This window comes from Jeotgalibacillus sp. R-1-5s-1, from assembly GCF_004405105.1.
In the GTDB taxonomy this organism is placed as follows: Bacteria; Bacillota; Bacilli; order Bacillales; family Jeotgalibacillaceae; genus Jeotgalibacillus.
The window spans coordinates 17991-42768 of the sequence record NZ_SORW01000053.1 but is presented as its reverse complement, the minus strand read 5'-3'; the positions used below and the strand labels follow the sequence as shown (position 1 = coordinate 42768).

At 45.1% G+C, this 24778-nt stretch carries 22 protein-coding genes; 18 read left to right on the top strand and 4 right to left on the bottom strand.

The features are described 5' to 3' along the window. The first annotated feature begins 7 nt into the window (after positions 1–7). The 10 genes from E2491_RS15640 (at position 8) to E2491_RS15595 (ending at position 11625) form a co-directional block, all read left to right on the top strand. A complete protein-coding gene (locus E2491_RS15640) occupies positions 8–991 on the top strand; it encodes an alpha-ketoacid dehydrogenase subunit beta (protein WP_134376566.1) in 984 nt (327 codons plus the stop codon). Between the two features lie 22 nt (positions 992–1013). Then, entirely contained in the window at positions 1014–2309 is a 1296-nt protein-coding gene (locus tag E2491_RS15635; RefSeq protein WP_134376565.1) for a dihydrolipoamide acetyltransferase family protein, read from the top strand. A gap of 146 nt (positions 2310–2455) precedes the next feature. Then, positions 2456–4105: a methylmalonyl-CoA mutase family protein gene (locus E2491_RS15630; protein ID WP_166805910.1), complete on the top strand. Its 1650-nt coding sequence runs from the start codon at positions 2456–2458 to the stop codon at positions 4103–4105. Continuing rightward, complete coding sequence (scpA, locus tag E2491_RS15625) at positions 4098–6251, top strand: methylmalonyl-CoA mutase (RefSeq protein ID WP_134376563.1); 2154 nt, start codon at positions 4098–4100, stop codon at positions 6249–6251. Before E2491_RS15630 ends, scpA begins: the two co-directional genes overlap by 8 nt. After that, on the top strand, positions 6244–7251 hold the full coding sequence (meaB, locus tag E2491_RS15620) for a methylmalonyl Co-A mutase-associated GTPase MeaB (RefSeq protein ID WP_244093981.1): 1008 nt from the start codon (positions 6244–6246) through the stop codon (positions 7249–7251). Before scpA ends, meaB begins: the two co-directional genes overlap by 8 nt. 237 nt (positions 7252–7488) lie before the next feature. Further along, a complete protein-coding gene (locus tag E2491_RS15615; protein WP_134376562.1) occupies positions 7489–7926 on the top strand; it encodes a BrxA/BrxB family bacilliredoxin in 438 nt (145 codons plus the stop codon). A gap of 417 nt (positions 7927–8343) precedes the next feature. After that, complete coding sequence (locus E2491_RS15610; protein ID WP_134376561.1) at positions 8344–9141, top strand: transporter substrate-binding domain-containing protein; 798 nt, start codon at positions 8344–8346, stop codon at positions 9139–9141. Between the two features lie 63 nt (positions 9142–9204). After that, positions 9205–9864, top strand: a complete 660-nt coding sequence (locus tag E2491_RS15605) for an amino acid ABC transporter permease (protein ID WP_134376560.1) — start codon at positions 9205–9207, stop codon at positions 9862–9864. Further along, complete coding sequence (locus E2491_RS15600) at positions 9857–10579, top strand: amino acid ABC transporter ATP-binding protein (protein WP_134376559.1); 723 nt, start codon at positions 9857–9859, stop codon at positions 10577–10579. Before E2491_RS15605 ends, E2491_RS15600 begins: the two co-directional genes overlap by 8 nt. 62 nt (positions 10580–10641) lie before the next feature. Next, the gene (locus E2491_RS15595) at positions 10642–11625 is read left to right on the top strand and encodes an aromatic acid exporter family protein (protein ID WP_134376558.1); all 984 of its coding nucleotides are present in this window, start codon (positions 10642–10644) and stop codon (positions 11623–11625) included. A gap of 423 nt (positions 11626–12048) precedes the next feature. Here the strand turns inward: E2491_RS15595 and prli42 are convergent, their stop codons facing one another. Continuing rightward, complete coding sequence (gene prli42 / locus E2491_RS17585; protein WP_166805909.1) at positions 12049–12147, bottom strand: stressosome-associated protein Prli42; 99 nt, start codon at positions 12145–12147, stop codon at positions 12049–12051. Positions 12148–12274: 127 nt separating this feature from the next. Here prli42 and mce point away from each other — a divergent pair, with 127 nt between their 5' ends. The 7 genes from mce (at position 12275) to E2491_RS15560 (ending at position 19807) form a co-directional block, all read left to right on the top strand. Beyond that, positions 12275–12697 (top strand): methylmalonyl-CoA epimerase, encoded by a 423-nt coding sequence (mce, locus tag E2491_RS15590; protein WP_134376557.1) that lies wholly within the window; start codon positions 12275–12277, stop codon positions 12695–12697. 5 nt (positions 12698–12702) lie between these two features. Next, positions 12703–14244, top strand: a complete 1542-nt coding sequence (locus tag E2491_RS15585; RefSeq protein ID WP_134376556.1) for an acyl-CoA carboxylase subunit beta — start codon at positions 12703–12705, stop codon at positions 14242–14244. A 95-nt stretch (positions 14245–14339) separates the two neighbouring features. Beyond that, positions 14340–15461 carry a M20/M25/M40 family metallo-hydrolase gene (locus E2491_RS15580; RefSeq protein ID WP_134376555.1) on the top strand — a complete coding sequence of 374 codons (1122 nt, stop codon included), beginning with the start codon at positions 14340–14342 and terminating at the stop codon, positions 15459–15461. A 189-nt stretch (positions 15462–15650) separates the two neighbouring features. Further along, positions 15651–16130, top strand: coding sequence for a chemotaxis protein CheW (locus E2491_RS15575; protein ID WP_134376554.1), 480 nt, complete (start codon positions 15651–15653; stop codon positions 16128–16130). 485 nt (positions 16131–16615) lie between these two features. Beyond that, positions 16616–17848, top strand: a complete 1233-nt coding sequence (locus E2491_RS15570; protein WP_134376553.1) for a DNA polymerase IV — start codon at positions 16616–16618, stop codon at positions 17846–17848. A gap of 88 nt (positions 17849–17936) precedes the next feature. Beyond that, positions 17937–19346: an NADP-dependent phosphogluconate dehydrogenase gene (gndA, locus tag E2491_RS15565; protein WP_134376552.1), complete on the top strand. Its 1410-nt coding sequence runs from the start codon at positions 17937–17939 to the stop codon at positions 19344–19346. 92 nt (positions 19347–19438) lie between these two features. Further along, positions 19439–19807, top strand: a complete 369-nt coding sequence (locus tag E2491_RS15560) for a DoxX family protein (protein WP_244093980.1) — start codon at positions 19439–19441, stop codon at positions 19805–19807. A gap of 34 nt (positions 19808–19841) precedes the next feature. Here E2491_RS15560 and zwf read toward each other — a convergent pair whose 3' ends face one another. Next, positions 19842–21335 (bottom strand): glucose-6-phosphate dehydrogenase, encoded by a 1494-nt coding sequence (zwf, locus tag E2491_RS15555; protein WP_371414494.1) that lies wholly within the window; start codon positions 21333–21335, stop codon positions 19842–19844. Positions 21336–21511: 176 nt separating this feature from the next. Between zwf and rnz the strand changes: the two genes are divergently transcribed. Next, positions 21512–22432 (top strand): ribonuclease Z, encoded by a 921-nt coding sequence (rnz, locus tag E2491_RS15550; RefSeq protein ID WP_134376551.1) that lies wholly within the window; start codon positions 21512–21514, stop codon positions 22430–22432. A gap of 58 nt (positions 22433–22490) precedes the next feature. Here the strand turns inward: rnz and namA are convergent, their stop codons facing one another. Next, positions 22491–23513, bottom strand: a complete 1023-nt coding sequence (gene namA, locus E2491_RS15545; protein WP_134376550.1) for an NADPH dehydrogenase NamA — start codon at positions 23511–23513, stop codon at positions 22491–22493. Between the two features lie 70 nt (positions 23514–23583). Next, positions 23584–24726, bottom strand: a complete 1143-nt coding sequence (locus E2491_RS15540) for a glycosyltransferase family 2 protein (RefSeq protein ID WP_134376549.1) — start codon at positions 24724–24726, stop codon at positions 23584–23586. Between the last annotated feature and the right edge of the window lie 52 nt (positions 24727–24778).

The following is a 24778-nucleotide window of genomic DNA, read 5'->3' as shown; positions in this document are numbered from 1 at the left end:
TCAACCGATGCCGGTAATGTCATATATTGATGCTGTTACTTTAGCGATGAAAGAAGAAATGGAACGGGACGAGCGCGTGTTTGTCCTTGGTGAAGATGTAGGGAAAAAAGGTGGAGTATTTAAAGCGACAAACGGGTTGTATGATCAGTTTGGAGAAGACCGCGTGATTGATACACCACTTGCAGAATCTGCGATTGCAGGCGTAGGAATCGGTGCAGCCATGTATGGCATGCGTCCAATCGCTGAAATGCAGTTTGCTGACTTTATCATGCCTGCAGTCAATCAGATCATTTCAGAAGCGGCAAAAATCCGCTACCGTTCAAATAACGACTGGAGCTGCCCAATGGTCATTCGTGCCCCTTATGGTGGCGGTGTTCACGGAGCACTTTATCACTCACAATCAGTGGAAGCCGTATTTGCCAATCAGCCAGGGCTTAAAATTGTCATGCCTTCAACACCTTATGACGTAAAAGGGCTGCTGAAAGCCGCGATCCGCGACGATGATCCGGTTATGTTCTTTGAGCATAAGCGTGCCTACCGCCTGATTAAAGGTGAGGTTCCTGAAGAGGATTATACAATTGAAATCGGTAAAGCGGATGTAAAGCGTGAGGGCGAGGACATTACAGTGATTACATATGGTCTCTGTGTACATTTTGCCCTGCAGGCTGCAGAGCGTCTTGCAGAGGACGGCTTCAGTGTTCATGTGCTGGACCTTCGCACGATTTACCCGTTAGATAAAGAAGCGATTATTGAAGCCGCTAAAAAGACAGGCAAAGTACTTCTTATTACAGAAGACACGAAAGAAGGTAGCATCATGGGTGAGGTGGCTGCCATCATTGCAGAGAACTGCCTGTTTGATCTGGATGCGCCTATCATGCGTCTTGCTGGTCCTGATATTCCGGCGATGCCATATGCACCAACAATGGAAAAATTCTTCATGGTCAATCCGGATAAAGTGGAAAAAGCCATGAAAGAACTAGCTGAATATTAATCGATAAAAGGAGGCCGTTTCTGTGGGAATTGAAAAAATGACCATGCCTCAGTTAGGGGAGTCTGTAACTGAAGGTACGATTGAAAAATGGCTGGTTCAGCCAGGAGACACTGTTAATAAATATGATCCAATCGCTGAAGTAAATACAGATAAAGTGAATGCGGAGGTTCCTTCATCATTTTCTGGTGTCATTAAGGAACTCGTTGCTGCTGAAGGCGATACACTTGAAGTAGGTGAAGTCATCTGTACGATTGAGGTGGAGGGTGGCGGTTCAGAGCCGTCTGCTGAACCTGAGAAAAAGGAAGCACCGGCTGAAAAGCCTTCAGCACAGGCTGCTCCTGTAAAGGCTCAGGCACCAAAACAGGATGGATCAAAAGCCCGTTATTCACCTGCTGTTATGCGCATGTCACAAGAGCATGGCATTGACCTTTCTCAGGTACAGGGATCAGGAAAAGAAGGACGTATTACTCGAAAAGACCTTCAGAAAATCATTGATTCCGGTGAGATTCCAACAGCATCTTCAGCGCCTGCAGCAGTACCAGTCCAGGAAACACGCACGGAGGAAGTACCTAAACCAGCTGCACAGCCAAAGCAGCAGACTTCAGTACCGTCAGCACCTGGTGATATTGAAATTCCTGTAACTGGCGTCCGTAAAGCAATTGCTGCCAACATGCTGAAGAGTAAACATGAAGCACCTCACGCATGGACCATGATGGAAGTTGATGTTACAAATCTTGTTGCCTACCGCGACTCGATCAAAGGTGATTTTAAACAAAAAGAAGGCTTTAACATTACTTACTTTGCATTTTTCGTTAAGGCTGTTGCCCAGGCTCTGAAGGAGTTCCCGCAAATGAACTCCATGTGGGCAGGGGATAAGATCATTCAGAAGAAAGACATTAACATTTCCATTGCTGTCGCAACGGATGATGCATTGTTTGTTCCGGTTATTAAGCATGCTGATGAAAAAACGATCAAAGGCATCGGCCGTGAGATCAATGAGTTGGCAGGCAAAGTCCGTGCCGGCAAGCTGAAGTCTGAAGATATGCAGGGCGGAACGTTTACGGTGAATAATACCGGTTCATTCGGATCTGTTCAGTCTATGGGCATTATTAATCACCCGCAGGCTGCTATTCTCCAGGTTGAATCCATCGTAAAGCGTCCGGTTGTAATGAACAATGGCATGATCGCTGTCAGAGATATGGTGAATTTGTGTCTGTCGCTTGATCACCGCGTGCTTGATGGTCTTGTCTGCGGACGATTCCTGAAGCGTGTGAAGGAAATTCTTGAAAATACATCTGAAAACACTTCAGTTTATTAATGAATAAAAGCCGGCCGCTTGAGTGCGACCGGCTCTTCTTTTCAATGGAAGGTTTTTTCATTATACTGGAGATAGCGCACGCTCTGTTATCAATGCGCAAAAATGAAAACGATTACAAGGGAGGGAGCTGCATTTGCAGCACGGCCATGAACAAAAGGGACATTAGTTTTCCGGTTCACTCAGTACAGGACTGGGAAAAGAGTGCAGAAGCGGCGCTCAAGGGGAAACCGCTTCACAGCATACATAAAAAGACCATTGATGGGATTCACATCAATCCTTTATATACAGATAGACCGGAGATACCTGAGTACCATCCGGCCAGAACGTGGAAAAGTCAGTCAGGCTGGAAAATCGCGCAGCGTGTGAATGGACATCATCCAGGTGAGGCGTTAAGCAGATTTGAAACTGAGCTTAAAAAAGGCACAGAAGTGATATCAGCTGAACAGTTTGAGCATTGGACGGCTGCTGATGCAGAGAAAGCGCTGAATCTGCTGGAAAACCCACACGTTTACCTGATCTCAAAAGAAACAGCTGCCGGCTGGCATGAATCTCTTCTTTCATCAGCTAAACAGATTGAAGGTGTTTTCGGAATCGATGCACATTCTTCCTTAACAGGAGATAAGAGTCATGAGAACTGGTTTAAACCGTGGGCTCAACTTGATGAATCTCAGCCTGCGCTCAGGACGATACCTTTAACAGCTGTGCACTGGCATAACGAGGGAGCAGGTATTGTAGAGGAATTAGCTGTTGTGCTCTCGCAGGCAGCAGAATGGGTTGAAACAGCTGAATCTTTTGGGTGGGATTCACAGAAAACCTTCTCAAAAATGCACGCGTCATTTTCAACAGGGTCTTCCTTTTTCAGTGAAATTGCTAAAATCAGGGCGTTCCGGGTATTATGGAAGCACTTCGTTTCTCATTACGGAACCGGTCAGTCAATCACGATCGGCAGTGAAACCTCTGCTTTTACAAAGAGCTCTCAGGACCAGCACGTCAATCTTTTAAGAGCGGGGAATGAAGCTTTTGCAGCCGTGCTTGCCGGAGTGGATTATTTGTATACGGCACCACACGAGCAATCAGCAGATCTTTCTTCTCAAGCTTTCCGGGCCGCAAGAAATCTCCAGCTTATTTTGAAAGAGGAAATGTTCCTGCAGCACATACAGGATCCTGCTGGCGGGTCTTACTATATCGAACATCTGACGAAGGAGCTTGCCCAAAAAGCATGGGAACAGTTTTGTGACATGCAGCAGCGCGGAGCCTATTCAGCGCTTGTGAAAAATGGCTGGCTGCAGAAAAAGGTTGATGAAGTCTGGCATTCGAGGAACCACGATGTTAGAAAACGTAAAACAACGATTGTCGGGATGAACCGTTATGCCGAGGTATCGAAAAATGTTACACCTGCTAACAACAGACGTACCATCGGTCAGTCTTGGGATCAATTGATCAGACGGGTTCATCAGGAAAAGACCAGATCTGTTTCCCTCGTAACAATGGGAGAGTTAAAAGACTATAAACCACGGGCTGACTTTGTTAAAGGTGTATTTGCAGCAGCCGGTGTAAAAGTGGACGAAAATGATCATAAAGCGGATGTCCTGATCGCCTGCGGCAGTAATGACATATACAAAGAGCATTTACCAAACTTTTTAAGCGCGAAGAACCGACATCAGAAACTCTTTGCTGCAGGGAAGGTTCAGGATGTTTATCCTGATCTCGACGGTTCCGTCTATGAGGGGCTTGACATGATTGACTTCCTTGAAAGGGTTCTATTTGAGGGGAAAGGAGAGGAAGACAATGCCTGAATTTAATCAGTCTTCTTTCAATTACGCAAACATAAAAGAAACGTTGTCGCTGAAAGGAAATGAAATGCTGACGAACGAAGAAATAAAGATTAAGGATTATTATACGGAAGCTGATATCGGGTCCGCGAAACATCTGCAGGATCTTCCGGGCCTTGCCCCTTTTACGAGAGGACCTTATCCGACCATGTATACGAGCCGTCCATGGACAATCAGGCAGTATGCCGGATTCTCGACGGCAGAAGAAAGTAATGCTTTCTACAGGCGGAATCTCGAAATGGGACAAAAAGGCTTGTCGGTCGCTTTTGATCTGGCTACTCACCGAGGATATGATTCCGATCATCCAAGAGTAACGGGTGATGTTGGAAAAGCAGGTGTGGCGATTGACTCTGTTGAGGATATGAAGATTCTTTTCGACGGTATTCCTCTTGACCAGATGTCCGTATCCATGACGATGAACGGAGCGGTGCTACCGATTATGGCTTTTTATATCGTAGCGGCTGAAGAACAGGGGGTATCACCTGAGAAGCTGTCCGGAACAATTCAAAATGATATTTTAAAAGAGTACATGGTACGTAACACATATATTTATCCGCCGGATATGTCTATGAAAATCATTGCGGATATTTTTGCGTACACAGCATCGAATATGCCGAAGTTCAATTCAATCTCGATCTCGGGCTATCATATGCAGGAAGCTGGAGCACCGGCAGATGTAGAGCTTGCGTATACACTCGCAGACGGACTTGAATATGTCCGTACAGGAATTCAGGCCGGGATCGATATCGACCAGTTTGCACCGCGGCTGTCGTTTTTCTGGGGAATCGGCATGAATTACTTTATGGAAGTGGCGAAAATGAGAGCAGCGAGGAGAATGTGGGCAACGTTGCTAAAACAGTTTGACCCGAAGAATCCAAAGTCACTCGCCTTAAGAACACACTCACAAACGTCAGGCTGGTCTCTGACAGAGCAGGATCCATTCAACAATGTTATGAGAACGCTGATGGAGGCACATGCTGCAGCAATGGGGCATACTCAGTCTCTTCACACAAACGCACTTGATGAAGCGATTGCCCTGCCAACTGACTTTTCAGCGAGAATTGCAAGAAACACGCAGCTATACCTTCAGGATGAGACAGGCATTACTGATGTCATTGATCCGTGGGGAGGATCCTACTATGTGGAAGCTCTTACGGATCAGCTCATGGAAAAAGCCTGGGGTCACATTGAAGAAATCGAATCACTCGGCGGCATGACGAAAGCGATTGAAACAGGTCTGCCTAAAATGAGAATCGAAGAAGCAGCTGCAAAAAGACAGGCGAAAATTGATTCCGGCAGGGAAACCATTATCGGCGTGAATAAATATCGTCTGGAGCAGGAAGAAGACATTGAAATCCTTTCGATCGACAACGAAAAAGTGAGGAAGAGTCAGGTCGAACGCCTTGAAAAGCTTCGTGGATCACGCGATGAGAAAGCGGTGGAAAAGGCTTTAGCTGCATTAAAGCAGGCGGCTGAAAGCGGAGAGGATAATCTTCTTGAAAAAGCGGTTGAAGCTGCAAGGCTCCGCGCGACACTCGGTGAAATTTCCGATGCGATAGAGCATGTCAGCGGAAGACACCGTGCCGTGATCAGGTCTGTGAGCGGCGTCTACAGTGAAAGCTATTCTGATGCTGCAGCGATCGAAAACGTCCGGGAGATGACGGCTGAATTCCTTGAAAATGAAGGAAGAAGACCAAGGATTCTCATCGCCAAAATGGGTCAGGACGGTCATGACAGAGGAGCAAAGGTTATTTCCACCGCCTTTGCGGATCTCGGTTTTGACGTGGATATCGGACCGCTTTTCCAGACACCTAAAGAAACGGCGACACAGGCCGTGGAAAATGATGTACATGTAATTGGTGTAAGTTCCCTTGCGGCGGGTCATAAAACATTAGTACCTGAATTAATCAGAGAACTGAAAAACTGGGGTCGTGAAGACATCATGGTCGTGATTGGCGGTGTCATCCCGGCTCAGGATTACGCTTTTCTTCTTGAAAACGGTGCTTCCGCGATTTTTGGTCCGGGAACTGTCATCCCGGCTGCTGCAGAAAAAGTAATTGAAGAAATTTATCAGCGTCTCGGGTATGAGGAAGTCACAGAGAATGACTAAAGCCAAAAGGACGTTCCGGCGAAAAAAAGAGGAAAGCATTCATATTCCTGAAATAGCTGAACGTATACGAAATGGTGACCGGAGTGCGCTGTCAAAAGGAATCACATTGATTGAGAGTAAAAACGGTTTTCACCGCAGGCTCGCTTCAGAGCTGATCAACGTGCTGCTCCCTTACACTGGAAACAGTATCAGAATCGGCATTACAGGTGTCCCTGGAGCGGGAAAAAGCACATGGATAGAGACGTTTGGGAGCAATGTCGTACAGAAAGGAAAGCGCATAGCGGTTCTTGCGATCGATCCAAGCTCTTCCCGTTCCGGTGGAAGTATTCTCGGAGATAAAACAAGGATGGAAACCTTATCAAATCATCCGGATGTCTTTATCCGTCCATCTCCTTCAGCCGGAACACTCGGCGGGGTGGCACGAATGACGCGTGAGACGATGCTCCTTTGTGAGGCAGCAGGCTATGATCTTATACTCGTTGAAACGGTAGGGGTCGGACAAAGTGAAGGAATGGTAAGAGGCATGGTCGATTTCTTCCTGCTTCTTACCTTAACCGGTGCCGGAGATGAACTCCAGGGGATGAAAAAAGGAATCATGGAGCTTGTAGATGCCATTGTGATCAATAAAGCAGATGGTCAAAACGAGCAGCCGGCACAAAAGACAAGAAATGAATTCAGTCAGCTGCTGCATTTTCTTACACCTGCAACAGAAGGGTGGAAGCCTGAAGCCTATACATGCTCTGCTTTGCTGAATAAGGGAATACTTGAGCTCTGGCAGCTGGTTACTGAATTTGACAAGCAGATGAAACAAAGTGGTCAGTTTGAAAAAAGAAGGCGTGAACAATCCGTCGACTGGATGAACCAGATGCTGCTGGACCGGCTGTACGATCATTTTCTTTCTATGGAAAACCGTAAAGAACGACTGAAAGAGTATGAGAGACTGGTAAGGGATCATCAGATGTCCCCTACAGAAGCGGTAGACAGGCTGTTTGAGGAATAAAATCGGGCGAAAAAAAAGGACGGCTGTCATGGACGGCCGCCAAGAAATCTAGGGAGTTTAGGGGTTAAATCTAGATTCTTTTATAGTATTGCCAATGTGAGGATATTTTAAACCACAAAAAGAAAAAAAGATGAAATTTTTTTATGGAGCGATTGAAAACGGGTTCAACATAGTTGATAAAGTCCGATATGTACACTATGATTAAACTGTAATCACCTGTAAAAGGAGCGTTTTAATATGAGTATGGATTTTAATATTTTCATGAATGATGTAGTACGTCAGGCACGTGATGAAATAGAAGCAGCCGGCTACCAGCAGCTTACGACACCGGAAGAAGTGGAAGATGTTCTTTCTCAAAAAGGTACGACACTTGTAATGGTTAACTCTGTTTGTGGTTGTGCAGGCGGAATCGCCCGTCCAGCTGCTGCACACGCGATTCATTATGATAAGCGTCCGGATCGTCTTGTAACCGTATTTGCCGGTCAGGATAAAGAGGCTACAGCTAAAGCAAGAAGCTATTTCGAAGGCTATCCGCCATCATCACCTTCATTTGCTTTAATGAAAGACGGTAAGGTTGTAACGATGGTAGAAAGACATGAGATCGAAGGACACGATCCAATGTCTGTCATCGCAAACCTTCAGAGTATTTTTGAAGTACATTGTGAAGAAGTATAATAGATAACGAAACCGGAACCGCTCAATAAGAGTGGTTCCGGTTTTTTCGATTAATCCGGGACGGGACCATACTCCGCTCCGTTGTCTAGCTGCAGCGACTAGCCCCGCTTTTCTATGGCCGGGTGGTGAACCCCTTGTGCAGAGCACAAGGGGTTCAACTGACCCTTTCCACCACAGGAGTCTGCGTATGGTCACGTCCCTCCACATCAGGAAAAAAACCCTCCTTAATTTCTTTGAAGAGAAAATAAATAAAATAGAAGTGTTTTTCCTGCTGTCTCAAGCACGATAAATTGTCAGAATAAACTTTTATTTTGTATATTTATAAAAAGATGTTGCATATTTATTTCGTGATCAGTAAAATACAAATATAATAAATATACAAAAAGTTGTATAAAGATACTTGAGGGGGAAGAAATAATGAAAAAATATATGTTGCTGACTGCATTATCCGGAGCCATGGTGCTGAGTGCATGTGGAAGTTCTGAGGAGGAGTCTTCATCTAACGGAAGCGGATCTTCTGAAGAAAAGCCGATGCTGACGATGGGAACGTCTGCTGACTACCGCCCATTCGAATATGTAGATACAGCTCAGGGTGATGAAATTATTGGCTATGATATTGACCTTGCTAATATGATTGCAGATGAGCTTGGTTTTGAATTTGAAATCATTGATATGGAATTCAGCGGGCTTGTTACTGCCTTAACGAACGAGCAGGTTGACTTTGTACTTGCTGCTATGACGCCGACGGAAGAAAGAAAAGAAAATGTTGATTTCACAGATGTTTATTATGTTGCCCAGGATATGATTATTTCAATGGATGGAAGCGGTCTGGCTACGCCGGAAGATCTTGATGGTAAAACGGTAGGCGTTCAGCTTGGATCTATTCAGCAGGAATATGTGGATGGACTGGCTGAAGAGATGGATATTACGGTGGAAACAAGAAACCGTATTCCTGAATTAATGCAGGACGTTATCAACGGACGTTTTGATGCGATTATCGTTGAAAATACAGTAGCGCAAGGGTATCTCGACAGCAATGAAGAGCTTGTCGGTGAGACGATTGAAGTAGATGAGCAGGAAGCGGGGTCAGCTGTTGCCCTTCAAAAAGGCAGCGAATGGACTGAGCAGTTCAATGAGGTCCTTGCCGAGCTTGAAGCATCAGGAGAGCTTGATAAGCTGGCAGAAAAATGGTTTGACGGAGCAGCTGCTGAATAAATGGATCAAAGAGTGCTGGAGCTTGCGATAGCACTCTTTTCTTTTGCTGATGATTGAGGAGGAATATATATGGACTTTCAACAGATTATCCCTTCCATGCCCTATATTCTTCAGGGCATCTGGGTGACCTTGCAGATCGTTTTAATTGCAGGGCTATTGGGATTTGCAATCGGAATTATTTTATCTTTATTTAAAATAGGGCGCATCTCATTTCTTAGATGGTTTGCGGATGCTTATACGTCAATTTTCAGGGGAACACCGCTCGTCTTACAGCTGATGATTATTTATTATGCATCTCCACAGCTGTTCGGGACACAGATTGAAGCTTATACGGCAGCCATTTTATCATTTGGCTTAAATTCAGCTGCCTATATTTCTGAAATCATTCGTGCCGGTATCCAGGCAGTCGATAAAGGTCAGAAAGAAGCTGCTATGGCACTAGGTGTTCCTTATAACAAAATGATGAAGGACGTCATATTACCACAGGCAATGAAAAATATTCTGCCTGCACTGATGAATGAATTTATTACGCTGACAAAAGAGTCTGCGATTGTGACAGTCATCGGTGTAACTGATATCATGAGAAGAGCCTATATCGTCGGAAGTGATAAATTTGCCTTCCTTGAGCCGCTTTTATTTGCGGGTCTGATTTATTACCTGATGGTTCTGGTCTTAACTTTCGCCGGAAAATGGGTTGAAGGGAGAATGAGAAGAAGTGATTAAAGTAGAGGGATTATATAAATCATTCGGCAGCCTTGAAGTGCTGAAGGAGATCAATGCAGAGATTAAAGAAGGCGAGGTTGTGGTTGTCATCGGTCCATCCGGATCCGGGAAATCAACTTTCTTACGCTGTCTGAACCTGCTTGAAACCCCGACAAAAGGAAAAATCACGATCGCACAGGACGAAATCACGAGTGCGAAATACAACCCGCAAAAGCTTCGGTCAGAAGTGGGGATGGTGTTTCAGCATTTTCACCTGTTTCCTCATATGACAACACTGGAAAACGTGACATATGCACCGATTAAAGTAAAAGGTAAATCGAAAAAAGAGGCGGAACAGCTTGGGCTTGATCTGCTTAAAAAAGTTGGTCTGTCAGAAAAAGCGAATGAATATCCAAACCGTCTTTCAGGTGGACAAAAGCAACGTGTAGCGATTGCACGTGCCCTTGCGATGGAACCATCTGTCATGCTCTTTGATGAACCGACTTCAGCACTTGACCCTGAGATGGTAAAAGAAGTGCTGGATGTCATGAAGTCACTTGCACAAACCGGTATGACGATGATGATTGTCACGCACGAAATGGGATTTGCACGTGAAGTGGCAGACCGCGTCATCTTTATGGATGAAGGAATGCTCGTCGAAGAAGCGCAGCCGCTTGATTTCTTCAGCGCACCAAAAACAGAGCGTGCGCAGAATTTTCTTCAGAAAGTGTTATAATAAAGAAAAAAGATGATCATCCGGATCATCTTTTTTCTATTTCAGTGGAAAGGAATCACCGAATGTTTCGAATAGGGTACCGTACGATTAAAACAGCTGCGGGAACGGCCATCGCGATCATGCTGGCCGGTATGCTGCAGCTCGAAAACTTTGCCTCTGCAGGCATCATCGCCATCCTTTGTATACAAAACACAAAAAGAAAGTCGGTCAGAGCATCATGGAGCCGTGTGGCAGCCTGTGTGCTTTCCATGGGTTTTTCTTTTGTGTTTTTTGAAGGGATCGCGTTTCATCCTGCCGTGATCGGTTTGTTGCTTTTGCTTTTCATTCCAACAGCCGTCATGCTGAAAATTAAAGAAGGAATTGTCACAAGCAGTGTCATCATCCTGCACTTATTTGACTCAGGTAATATTACGCTGAATCTGATTGGAAATGAACTCATTCTTATTTTCATCGGAGTAGGAATCGCCCTTTTGATGAACTTGTACATGCCAAGCGTGGAATCAAAACTCAGCACATACCAGGAAGAACTTGAACAGCAATTCCGGCTCATCTTCATCCAGATGGCTGCATACCTGAGAAATCAGGATACAGACTGGGACGGCAAAGAAATTGCAGAAACCGCCGATCTCATCAAAAAGGCTAAAACACTGGCATTCCAAGACGTTGAAAATCACTTTTTACGAAATGAAAGCATTTATTACCTATATTTTAACATGAGAGAAAAGCAGTTTGAGCTAATCGAACGAATGCTGCCCCTGATTGCCTCATTATCCAAAGGCGTTGAGCAAAGGGAATTTGTAGCCGAATTCGTTGAAGACCTGAGCAGCCATATCCACCCTGGAAACACTGCGGTGCTATATTTAAAAAAGCTCTATGACATGAAGATTGAATTCGAACAAATGCCACTTCCTGACTCACGCGAAGAATTCGAAACAAGAGCCAACCTCTTTCAATTCATCCGCGAAATGGAAGAATACCTGCAAATCAAACAATCCTTCAGAGGCATCCCTAAAAAAAGCAAAGACCGCCTGACAGAAAACGCATAAAAAAGCGCAATGGCATCCTGCCATTGCGTTTTTTTCATCCGTAGGATCTGTAATAGTGTTAATTAGAAATCAGCACACACAGAGAGCATAATTATTCCTTAGACTACCCAGAAAAGGGATGACCAGTAAGTTTCAAATAGATCCTGATACTAAAATGTTTTATAATTTTTCTTAATTAGATTTCTTTAAAAATATACATACAAATCAAAGTGAAAAATAGAGTGCCGGGTCATTCCGAAGACTCCTGTGGCGGAAAGGGTCAGGTGAAACCGACTGGGCGAAGCTCAGGCGGGTTCACCGCCCGGCCACGGAAAGCGAAGGAATGACCCGGCACGGTTTTAAAGTATCTACCAACCTAAAAAGCGAAAAGGCATATCAGGTGCCTTTTCGCTTTTTAGGTTTTCAATAAAAAAGAATCAAACCTTAAAACGCAACAAATGATAAACCGATAGCAAGCGTCGATGCAAGCATAGCAAAAATCATCAAATAAACAATCACTTTTCTGAACGTACGATTACGCAAACCATTTCTCTCCTTCTGAAGTGCATAGTATTTTTATTGTACATGCATCTACATACACGTGCAAGTGGTAGTCAATCAGGCATTTTGCCGTTACAATAAGAATGTCGAAAGAGAGGGGATGAGTGGAATGAAAAAAGTCGATCATATCGGAATTGCTGTCCGTTCCATTAAAGAGACACTTCCTTTTTATACTGAAATGTTAACGCTTACTTTTTTAAAGGAAGAAACGGTTGAGGAACAGGGCGTGAAGGTTGCGTTTCTCGATGCCGGAAATATAAAAATTGAATTGCTTGAACCGCTCAGCGAAACCTCACCCGTAGCGGCTTTTATTGAAAAAAAAGGTGAGGGCATTCACCACGTGGCATTCGGTGTGAGTGGAATTGATGAGCGTATGCAGGAGTTGAAATCAAAAGGCATCCGCTTTACTTCTGACCAGTCAAAAGCCGGTGCTGCCGGAGCGCAGGTCGCTTTTATGCATCCTAAGCAGGCAAAAGGCGTGTTATATGAACTTTGTGATCATTCTTATCGTAATGGGGGCGAGCAGCAGTGAGTGATATGTTTGAAAAAATTAATGAATTGTACGACAGAAGAAGAGAAATTGAGCTTGGAGGCGGAGATGAAAGAATCGAGCGTCAGCATGAAAAAGGAAAGCTGACAGCAAGGGAAAGAATTGATCTTCTTGTGGATGAAGGCTCATTTGTTGAACTGAATCCGTTTATAGAACACCGCTGCAGTGATTTTGGTATGGAGTCACAAAAAGGTCCGGGAGATGGCGTGGTAACAGGTTACGGTAAGGTAAACGGCCGACCGATCTATCTGTTTTCACAGGATTTCACCGTTTTTGGCGGTGCGCTCGGAGAAATGCATGCTGCGAAAATTGCGAATGTAATGGATCTGGCAGCGAAAAATGGCGCTCCTTTTATCGGGCTTAACGATTCAGGTGGTGCCAGAATTCAGGAGGGTGTTGTATCGCTTGACGGATACGGTCAGATTTTTTACCGGAACTCGATTTATTCTGGTGTGATGCCGCAAATTTCAGTGATCATGGGACCTTGTGCCGGTGGTGCAGTTTATTCACCAGCGATTACTGATTTCGTTTTTATGGTGGATCAGACGAGCCAGATGTTTATCACAGGGCCTAAGGTCATCGAAACTGTTACTGGTGAAAAAATCTCTGCAGAAGATCTTGGTGGTTCAAAAATACATAATTCGATCAGCGGGAATGCACACTTCCGCGCAGAAACAGAACAGGAAACATTGGCGCAGGTCAGACAGCTGCTGAGCTACCTTCCGCAATCAAGTGAAGAACGGCCGCCGATGACAAGTCCGGATGACGAAAGTGATGACCGTCCGGATCTGGCTGATTCGATCCCGTTTGATCCGATTCGTCCTTATGATGTGCGTCTAGTCATTAACCAGGTCGTGGATGAAGGGTCATTTATGGAAGTGCAAAAGGAGTTTGCGCGTAATATCGTGATTGGGCTTGCTCGCATTAAGGGCGAGGTTGTCGGACTTGTCTGTAATCAGCCGAAAGTGATGGCTGGGGGACTTGATATTGACTCAAGTGACAAGGCGTCCCGTTTTATCCGTTTTTGTGATTCTTTTAATATACCGATCATTACGTTTGAAGACGTAACAGGATTCTTCCCGGGAATTAAACAGGAGCATGGCGGCATTATTCGTCATGGTGCAAAGATTCTTTACGCATATTCAGAAGCAACCGTACCTAAAATGACCGTCATCCTCAGAAAAGCATACGGAGGAGCGTATGTCGCACTGAACAGTAAATCGATCGGAGCAGATCTCGTTTTTGCCTGGCCGAATGCTGAAATTGCTGTAATGGGCCCTCAAGGCGCGGCCAATATTATATTTGCAAAAGAAATTGCGCAAAGCGAGGATCCTGAAGCAACGCGCGCACGAAAAATTGAAGAATACCGTGAAAAGTTTGCCAATCCATTCGTTGCCGCTTCAAGAGGAATGGTTGATGACGTCATTGATCCGAGAGAAACCCGTATCAAACTGATTCAGGGACTCGAGATGATGAGGAACAAAAAAGAAGAACGTCCGAAGAAAAAGCATGGGAACATACCGCTTTAAAATGGTTAAATCCTGCCACTTTCATAACGATAGACAGCAATCATACTACTCGTTATACTAAACATTCAACATAACAGGATGCCGGAGGTTTTAATATGACACAGGAACGTATTGTACAGGAATTTATGGAGCTCGTTCAGGTAGACTCTGAAACAAAACATGAAGCAGAAATCGCAGTCGTGCTGAAAAAGAAATTTGGGGATCTTGGTCTTCAGATCGAAGAAGACAGCAGCATGAATGAAACAGGACACGGAGCCAACAATCTGATTTTTACCTTAAAAGGTAATTCGGATGGCGTTGATACGATTTACTTCACATCACATATGGATACCGTAACGCCTGGAAAGGGAATCAAGCCGCAGATTAAAGAGGACGGCTTCATTTACTCAGACGGTACGACAATCCTTGGTGCAGATGATAAAGCCGGAATTGCTGCGATGCTTGAAATGATCAAACAGCTGCAGGAGCAAAACCTGAAGCACGGTGATATTCAGTTTATTATCACGGCTGGAGAAGAGTCAGGACTTGTTGGAGCTAAAGCGCTCAACCCTGATTATGTGAAAGCAAAGTACGGCTTTGCTGTTGACAGTGACGGGAAAGTGGGCAATATCATTATTGCTGCACCAACACAGGCTAAAGTTAAAGCGGTGATTCACGGAAAAACGGCACACGCTGGAGTAGCGCCGGAAAAAGGTGTATCAGCCATTACGATTGCATCAAAAGCCATTGCCAACATGCCGCTTGGACGACTTGATGAAGAAACAACGGCTAATATCGGACGCTTCGAAGGTGGAAGCGCAACAAACATCGTGTGTGACCGAGTTGATGTACTTGCAGAAGCCCGCTCACTCGTGCCGGAAAAAATGGAAGCACAAACAGCTAAAATGAAAGAAGCCTTTGAACAGGCAGCAGCCGAAATGGGCGGAAAAGCGGATGTTGATATTCAGATTATGTATCCAGGCTTCAAATTCAGTGCAGATGATGAAGTTGTCCAGATCGCACAAAAAGCAGCAGCTGCCATCGGACGTCCATCTGAGCTTCTTACGAGCGGAGGCGGAAGCGATGCAAACGTCATCGCCGGAATGGGCGTTCCAACCGTTAATCTCGCAGTAGGCTATGAAGAGATCCACACGACAAACGAACGCATGCCAATCGAAGAGCTTGTAAAACTGAGCGAACTTCTTACACAAATTGTGAAAGAAACAGCCTCAAAATAATATTTTCATCAGCAAAGCCGGGACAAATCGCGTTCAATCGTGATGACCCGGCTTTTTTCTCTGACAAACTAAACACCTTATAAAATTGAATGATTTACAATATTATTATTATGTAAACCATCTAAATGCTTGGCAGGACTTTTTTCTTATGGTACATTTAGTTCATCTGATATAAAGGGGCTGGAAGTAATGGAAAACAGTAAAAAAGTAGTTGTTTTTGAATGTGGAAACGAAGAGTACGCGATTTCCATTGAAAACGTAATTTCGATTGAAAAAGACGAAAAAATTACACCTGTTCCACATTTACCATCCTTTATGCCTGGCATTACCGAAGTACGCGGTGAACTCATTCCGGTTTTGGACTTTGAAGATATTCTTTATAACCGCTCTCTGACAAATCAGGAGCAAAAGCTTCTAGTCTTAAAAACCGATGATCTGACAATCGCTGTTAAAGTCAAAGAAGCAAAAGAAATTCTTGATATTCCTCTTGATCAATTCAAGGAAATCGGACTGGCAGCATACAAAAAAACAGAATACTTCACATCCGTCGCCCAGGTCGGCGAACGGCTCATCACGCTCATTGATCCATCCATTCTCATCAGCAGTCTCGATGGAATGAAACAGATCAAAGACTACATCACAGACCTTAAAAAGCAGCAGACCGTCTAAGCTATCTGCTGATACAAATTTGACACCTCTTCTCGCAGAGCGCGAGAAGGGGTTTTTAATTTGTTCTATCTATCAAGCAGAATAGTTTATCCAAGAAATAACTGAATGCAATATCTCTGTAAACAAGATAAAGATGTTCCTTTAAGCAATAGGTCCGTGTCGCATCCGTAGACTCCTGCGGCAGAGAAGCGACAGGTGAGACAGCGTAATGCGGAGCATTAGCTGGCTCACCGCGCGGCCTTCGAAAAGCGGAGGCGACTCGTCCAGCCCCGACAAGCATAAGGCGAAGATGAAAAGAGGGTTGCCCTATACCCTCGTTCAGCTTTGACTTATGACCTCGAGGGGCTAGTCGGCGGAGCTGGACAAAGGAAAGCGGAGGGTGGGGCACGGACCGGTTTTTAAAAATGAACTTCATAATCAAGAACTCACCCACTTCCTTTTTTCCTCCATTTACACTACAATTTAGACCAAAGGAGGCGGCTTACATGACAGCAAAAGGCAGAATTATTCTACACATCGACATGAACAGCTTTTATGCATCCGTTGAAGCCGCCTATCAGCCCGAACTGAAAGGAAAACCCGTTGCCATCGCAGGTAACCCTGAAGAACGCCGAGGCATTGTCGTGACCTGCAGCTACGAGGCCCGCGCATACGGTGTGTATACTACCATGAATGTCCGCGAAGCCATGAAACTGTGTCCGGACCTGATCGTACTGCGTCCGGATTTTGATAAATACAGGAAAGCATCAAAAGCGATGTTTGATATTTTAAGATCTTATACTCATCTCGTCGAACCTGTATCCATAGATGAAGGATATATGGATCTGACAGATCTCGGACTCGATGATCCGCTCGCTACCGTAAAAGAAATTCAGGACCGGATTTTAAGGGAGCTTGATCTCCCTTGCAGTATCGGCGTGTCACCGAATAAATTCCTGTCGAAAATGGCGTCTGATATGAAAAAGCCGCTTGGCATCACAATCCTGAGAAAACGTGAATTGCCGGAGATCCTGTGGCCGATGCCGGTTGAGGAGATGCATGGAGTCGGTAAAAAAACGGCAGAAAAGCTTGCGGGTATTTCCATTCATACAATCGGTGATTTAGCATCGGCTGAAGATATTCAGCTCAAAGCGCTTCTTGGCATTAATGGACCAAGACTTAAAAATAGAGCGAACGGCATTGATACAAGAAAAGTGGACCCTGACAGTGTGTATGATTTTAAGAGTGTCGGAAATTCAACCACACTGCCGCGGGACTATACAAACCAGGCCGATTTAATGAAGGTGCTTGAGGGACTTTCCGGTAAGGTGAGTGACAGGTTGAAGAGCAAGGACGTGATTGGTTACAGTCTTTCTGTCATGATCCGTTTTAAAAACAGAAAGACAATCACAAGAAGTATGACCTTCCGTCATCCTTTATTTGAAAAAGATAAAATTGCAGGTGAAGCGAAAAGTCTGTTTCTAAAGCACTGGGATGGCGCACCGATTCGTTTACTCGGTGTAACGGTACAGGATTTACAGGAAAGAAGCCAGGCATATAAACAAATTGATCTTTTTTCTTATGAAGAGGATGCCAAATACGAGCCGATCGACCGGCTGATCAGCGATATGGAAAAGAAATTCGGTACAGGCATTTTGTCGCGCGGTGTGAAAACGGCAGCAAACCGCTATAAATCTGAGACGAGCTTCAGTAAAGACTTCCTTGATAAAGACGTATAATAGGCATTTCTTTCGATTTTTGTCCAATTAGTGATACAATGGGAAAGGATCAAAGGGAGAACAACTAAAGAAAGAAAGGACGTTGAATATGTCAAAACATCAATTTGGCGTGGCGGGCTTAGCTGTCATGGGGAAAAACCTTGCTTGGAATATTGAAAGCAGAGGTTTTTCGGTAGCTGTATACAACCGCTCTCCTGAAAAAGTGGACGATATGCTGAAAGAATCTGAAGGTAAACAAATCTTCGGTACATACAGCCTGGAGGAGTTTGTGAACTCACTTGAAAAACCAAGAAAAATCATGCTCATGGTAAAAGCCGGACCTGCAACGGATGCAACGATTTCCGGGCTGCTGCCATTACTTGATAAAGGTGATATCCTGATCGACGGAGGTAACACGTATTACCGTGATACGATCCGCCGTAATAAAGAGCTGAGCGAATATGGCATTCACTTTATTGGAACAGGTGTTTCCGGTGGAGAGGAAGGCGCGTTAACGGGTCCTTCTATTATGCCTGGCGGTCAGAAGGAAGCTTATGACCTTGTTGCACCGATCTTTAATGAAATTTCTGCAAAGGTTAACGGTGAAGCGTGCAGCACATATATCGGTCCGGATGGCGCCGGTCATTATGTGAAAATGGTGCACAACGGAATCGAATACGCAGATATGCAGCTGATTGCAGAATCCTATTTCCTGATGAAGCAGGTACTGGGACTGAACGCAGAAGAGCTTCATGAAGTATTTGCTGACTGGAACAAGGGTGAGCTTGACAGCTATCTGATCGAAATTACAGCTGATATTTTCAAAAAATACGATCCGGAAACAGGCAAGCCGATGGTTGATGTCATTCTGGATAAAGCAGGTCAAAAAGGAACAGGTAAATGGACAAGCCAAAGTGCGCTTGACCTTGGAACACCTCTTCCAATCATCACTGAATCTGTTTTTGCACGCTTTATTTCCGCGTTGAAGGATGAGCGCGTAAAAGCAAGTGAAGTGCTGAGCGGTCCGGTTCCGACTCTGCCTGAAGAAGACAAAAAGGAATGGATCGAAGCGATTCGCCGTGCTCTTTACATGTCAAAAATTGCTTCTTATGCACAGGGCTTCGCTCAAATGCGTGCGGCATCTGAAGAATATGGATGGGATCTGAAGTTTGGTGAAATTGCGATGATCTTCCGTGGAGGCTGTATCATCCGTGCGCAGTTCCTCCAAAAAATTAAGGAAGCGTATGACCGCGATCCGAAGCTTACAAACCTGATGCTTGATGAGTATTTCAAAGGCATCGTTGAAAACTATCAGTCAGCGCTTCGTGACGTGATCGCACTGTCAGTTAAAAACGGTATTCCTGTGCCTGGCTTCTCAACAGCACTTGCTTACTATGACAGCTACCGTACAGCAGTCCTGCCGGCTAACCTGATTCAGGCGCAGCGTGATTACTTTGGTGCCCACACTTACGAAAGAACAGACAAAGAAGGTACCTTCCATACTGAGTGGATGGAATAATTCTTTTGATAGTTTCGGTCATCTGACAATGTATAAAAAAGCTCCTCTTTTCTGAGGAGCTTTTTCTGTAAAGTATAAAGGGGGACATAAGTGTGTTAAAACGGGTTTATGGAGCTTTTATTTTATTTGCAGGAGTCATGCATTTTTTAAAGGAGCGGAACTTCAGGTATATTGTGCCGAAATTCCTTCCATTTAGAAAAGCGATCGTTCTGGTTTCCGGCGTTGCTGAGATCATCATTGGTGGAATGCTTGTGTTGAATAAGGGGACAAAACTTGCAGGAAAGCTGCTCGGGTGGCTGATGATCGCCGTCTGGCCGGCCAATATGTATATGGCCTATAAGGAAATTCCGCTTGGCAAAATCAAGCTGTCTCCTGCTGTGCTCTGGGGCAGGGTTGCTTTTCAGATCCCGCTGATTAAATGGGCATTTAATATCTCGAAAAATGCTGAACTGAAGAATTAATAAAATCCTCCGGAAATACTTCCGGAGGATTCTTTTATTCTTCCAGATCCTGTTCACCGACAGGCCACCACTCGAAGCCGTCTTTCGCGAGCATTTCATCGCTTTTTGCAGGTCCCATGGATTTAGCCGGGTAGTTTGGGAAGGTTTCATCCTTTGTTGACTCCCAGTGCTCTGAAATTTTATCAACAAAACTCCATGAGTGTCTGACCTCATCCCAGTGTGTAAAGTTCGTCGCATCACCAAGAATACAGTCGAGCAGCAGTTTTTCATACGCTTCAGGTGTGTTAATACCGTCAACACTGCTTGCTGAATAACTCAGTTTGATGCAGTCTGTATCTGTTCCAAGATTGCTCTTCTTGGCGTTTAAATGCAGTGTAATTCCTTCATCAGGCTGAATATGAATCACTAGCAGGTTCGGGTCAAGAGAGTGCTCTTTATTATAGTACAGGTTCATTGGAATATCTTTGAACTGGACAACAATTTTGGTTGATTTCACAGACATACTTTTTCCAGTACGGATATAAAATGGGACGCCAGCCCAGCGGAAGTTGTCAATCATCACTTTTCCGGCAACATAGGTTTCCGTGTTGGAGTCTGAATCCACATTGGAATTTTCGCGGTAGCCTTTAATTTCACCGTTCTCATCAGAGCCGTACTGACCTCTGACAAAATAATCATCAACTTCTTTTCCTTCAACCGGTCTCAGCGCGCGCAGTACGCGGACTTTTTCACTTCTGATTTCATCCGTGCTTAAGGAAATAGGTGGTTCCATGGCAAGCAGGGCAACCATCTGCAGCATATGGTTCTGGACCATATCCCGGAGTGCACCGCTTTTCTCGTAATAACGGCCGCGCTCTTCCACACCGAGAACCTCTGAGGACGTAACCTGAATGTTTGAGATGAAACGGCTGTTCCAAAGCGGTTCAAACAGTGCGTTGGCAAAACGGATGACTTCAATATTCTGGACCATTTCCTTACCAAGATAATGGTCGATACGGTAAATCTGCTCCTCTGAAAAGGACTGACGGATCTGTTTATTTAAGGCAGTTGCAGAAGGAAGATCATGTCCGAACGGCTTTTCGATCACAAGGCGGCAAAATCCTTCTGTATCTGTCAGGCCGTCAGCTTTCAGATGATCGGTAATCGTGCCGAAAAATTCAGGCGCCATTGCCAGATAGAAAATCCGATTGCCATCAAGATCAAATGACTGATCGAGCTCATCTGCCCTTTCTTTCAGTTTTATGTAGGACGATGAATCCTCAACATCATGTGATTCATACGTGCAGTGTTCAATAAATGAATCAATCCGATCCTGATCGTGACTCGAATTCTCAAGGGAGTCACGTACGTGCTGAGTAAATTGTTCATTTGTCCATTCCCGGCGTCCGATTCCAAGAACAGCAAACCGCTTTTCAAGGCTTCCTTTTAAGTAAAGCTGATATAATGAAGGGAACAGTTTGCGTTTAGCAAGGTCTCCGGTTGCGCCGAAAATCATGATGAGTGTTGGGGGTGTTGTAATCTTATTCAATGTCAGGACCTCACTTTAAGTTAGTCTTACCGGCATACAGCCGTTTTTACAATATCTAAATTGTATAGGTGAAGGCGTCGGGTTGCAACCATTATGCAACATCCGCGGTGCTCATTTGCCTGAGAATGTTTTCTGGCATATTATGATAGGATAGATTTTTGAAGGGAGGTTGTCAAATGCAGCTTCATTTTCTTGGAACAGGGGCAGGGGTACCTGCAAAAGAGAGGAACGTATCCTCACTTGCCATTAAACAGATCAATAAAAAAGGCGGAATCTGGCTGTTTGACTGTGGGGAGGCCACGCAGCATCAGATCTTACATACGTCAATCAAGCCACGCAGAATTGAGAAGATTTTTATTACACATTTGCACGGCGACCATATTTTCGGATTGCCGGGATTAATTGGCAGCCGGTCTTTTCAGGGTGGAACCGAGCCGCTCTCTATATACGGACCTGCGGGAACGAAAGAATACATAGAAACATCACTCAGAATCAGCGGTACGCATTTAAAGTACGAGCTTTTTATCCATGAAATAACGGATCAGTCTGAATTTGAAGATGCAGAGTATCAGATTAAGGTTTTTAAGCTCGATCATGCACTCGATTCCTTCGGTTACCGCCTTACGGAAAAAGATAAGCCCGGGACCCTGATGGTTGATAAGCTGCGGGAAACCGGACTGCCGCCAGGTCCTTTATATAACGAATTAAAAAACGGCAAATCCGTGGAGTGGAACGGGCAGACGCTTAAAGGAGAAGATTATCTTGAAGAACCTAAAAAAGGGATGGTCATCGCAGTAGCCGGAGACACCCGCAAAACACCGGCTGCCATTAAACTTGCCCGGGGTGCAGACGTCCTGATTCATGAAGCAACGTTTGGAGCGGGGCATGAAGAGATGGCTTATCAGTATTACCACTCCACCGCAACACAGGCTGCTGAGACGGCCAGAGAAGCAGGAGTGAAAGAGCTTTGGCTGACCCATATCAGCGCCCGTTACACAGGTGATACTGCCGCTCAATTACTCTCGGAAGCAAGAACAATTTTCAGCAATACCAACCTGGCTTATGATCTTTTGGAGGCTGAGATTGAGAAAAAGTAATTGAATAAATAAAACCGTTACGAAAAAAGGATGAGATTCCAGTCTCATCCTTTTTTGATTACTTCATATTCCAGCCGCGCTGATACTGCACAGGTGCTTCAATTTCTGTATCAAGTTCGAGTGCTGCTGTTCTAGGCCAGTAAGGGTCACGCAGCAGCTCGCGGGCAAGGAATACGAGATCCGCCCGGTTGTTTTGCAGAATTTCTTCTGCCTGCAGTCCACTCGTGATCAGACCGACAGCCCCTGTTGGAATATCAGCTCCGTGTTTAATCGTTTCAGCCATCGGCACCTGATATCCCGGATAAGCATGAATAGCAGCCGGAACGACAGCGCCTGAGCTGACATCAATCAGATCCACACCCTGCTCCTTCATCCATTTTCCGAAGGTCACGTAATCCTCCGGCGTTAAGCCTTCCTCTTTCCAGTCGCTTGCTGACACTCTTACTAATAGAGGACCATTCCACTCCTCTTTAACTGCCTCGATCATCTCACGTAGGAAGCGGTAACGGTTTTCTGCAGATCCGCCATATGTATCCGTTCGTTTATTTGAAAGGGGAGACAGAAATTCATTTATTAAATAGCCGTGTGCGCCGTGAAGTTCAATAACGTCAAAACCGGCTTCGCGAGAGCGGCGTGCACCGTCTTTAAACGCCTGAATCGTTTCCTTGATCTTGTCCTGCGTCATCTCAAGCGGCGTTTTCATTTTGTCATTAAAAGCAATGGCTGAAGGAGCAATCGCATCGCCGTCTGCCATTGTTTTTCTTCCTGCGTGCGCAAGCTGGATCGCCGTTTTTGATCCCTGCTCTTGAATCATGCTGACAAGCTCCTTCAAGCCTTCAACGTGATCGTCACTCCAGATACCGAGATCCTCATTTGAAATTCTGCCCTGTGGAGTGACAGCGGTCGCTTCGAGCATAATCAGTCCAACTTGTCCTGCTGCTCTTGAAACGTAATGCGTTTTATGAAAGTTCTCGACTTTACCATCACGGTTGTGACTTGAATACATGCACATCGGGGCCATCACAATCCGGTTTTTTAATTCAATATTGCCTAACTGATACTTAGAAAATAATGCGGTCATTCAAAAATCCTCCTTCTTTTTCGTCTCTCTAAGTATACCAGCCAATTAAAAAGAACTGAAAAAATGCGCCTTATCTCGTGCGCTTTTTCAGTTCTTTTAATGGATAGAGCGTTCCTCTCCACTGAACGCCGCCTCTGACAGCTGTCAGAACAGCTGCCCGCAGAATTGCGTAAATAAACAGTGAAACGGAAACCGGGAAAATCAACGCGTGCCAGCCATTGAAATTCGTCAGTCTTGCAGTCAGCGGGATGTAGACGGACATGATCGCACCAATGGCAATCCAGGCCATAAGTAATGTAGAACCGTCGGCAAAGATCAGTGCTACAAATGGCAGCAGTTGTGAAATGAAAACGCCTGTCATTGCCGCAAAAACGAACAGATAACTGTAATGAAGTCCTGCAAATGCGTTTTTTTCAAGACCTTTGATAGCTTCCTGAAGTGTCGGGTACCATTCAACACTCAGCATTTTCCTTGCCGTCGCCATGCGCTGTCTGAGCCGTTTTCGCTTGATCTGCATGCCAAGCTGCAGGTCATCATCCGGTCTGGACCTGATCGCTTCATGACCGCCGATTTTAGCGTAGGCGTCCGGTGAAATCATATTGAATGCGCCGATTCCCATTCCGGATTTTGAGTGATCACGGTTAGCGGACCATGGGCGCTTATAATAAGAAAACCCAAACAGGAAAAAGGCGATAAATCCCTGCAGCAAAAAGCTGTTAGCCTGAAGGTCCGGCGAGACCGTCAGATGATCAAGCTTCATCCGTTTGAAATAAGCGACCGCTTTTGCCAGCAGGTCAGGTTCATATTGAATATCTGCATCAGTGAATAACAGCAGGTTACCTGAGGCTCTTTTAGCCCCGGTGTGAAGGGCATGATTTTTACCAAGCCAGCCCGCTGGCAGGGAAGTAATATGAATGACCTGAATCCGTCTGTCTTTTAAGGCCAGGCTTTCCATGATTTCTCCTGTCCGGTCAGTGGATCTGTCATTCACGAGAATCCATTCTACAGGATCGTACGTGGTATTCAGCTGTGAAAGAACACTTTTTTCAATCGTGTCTTCCTCATTGCGCGCAGCAATAATGACGCTTACTTTACCGCCTGAGGTAAGCGGAGGTTCAGATTCAAGTGCCGGAAGCTCCCGCAGTCCTCTGTAGGTATCAAGGGCAACAAGCATCCAGAAGGCGGCGGTGATGGACAGAAGAATGAATAACATGATGACCGCTTCCTTTTTCTCTAATCGTACTTCCCGCTGAGCCTGTAAGGCA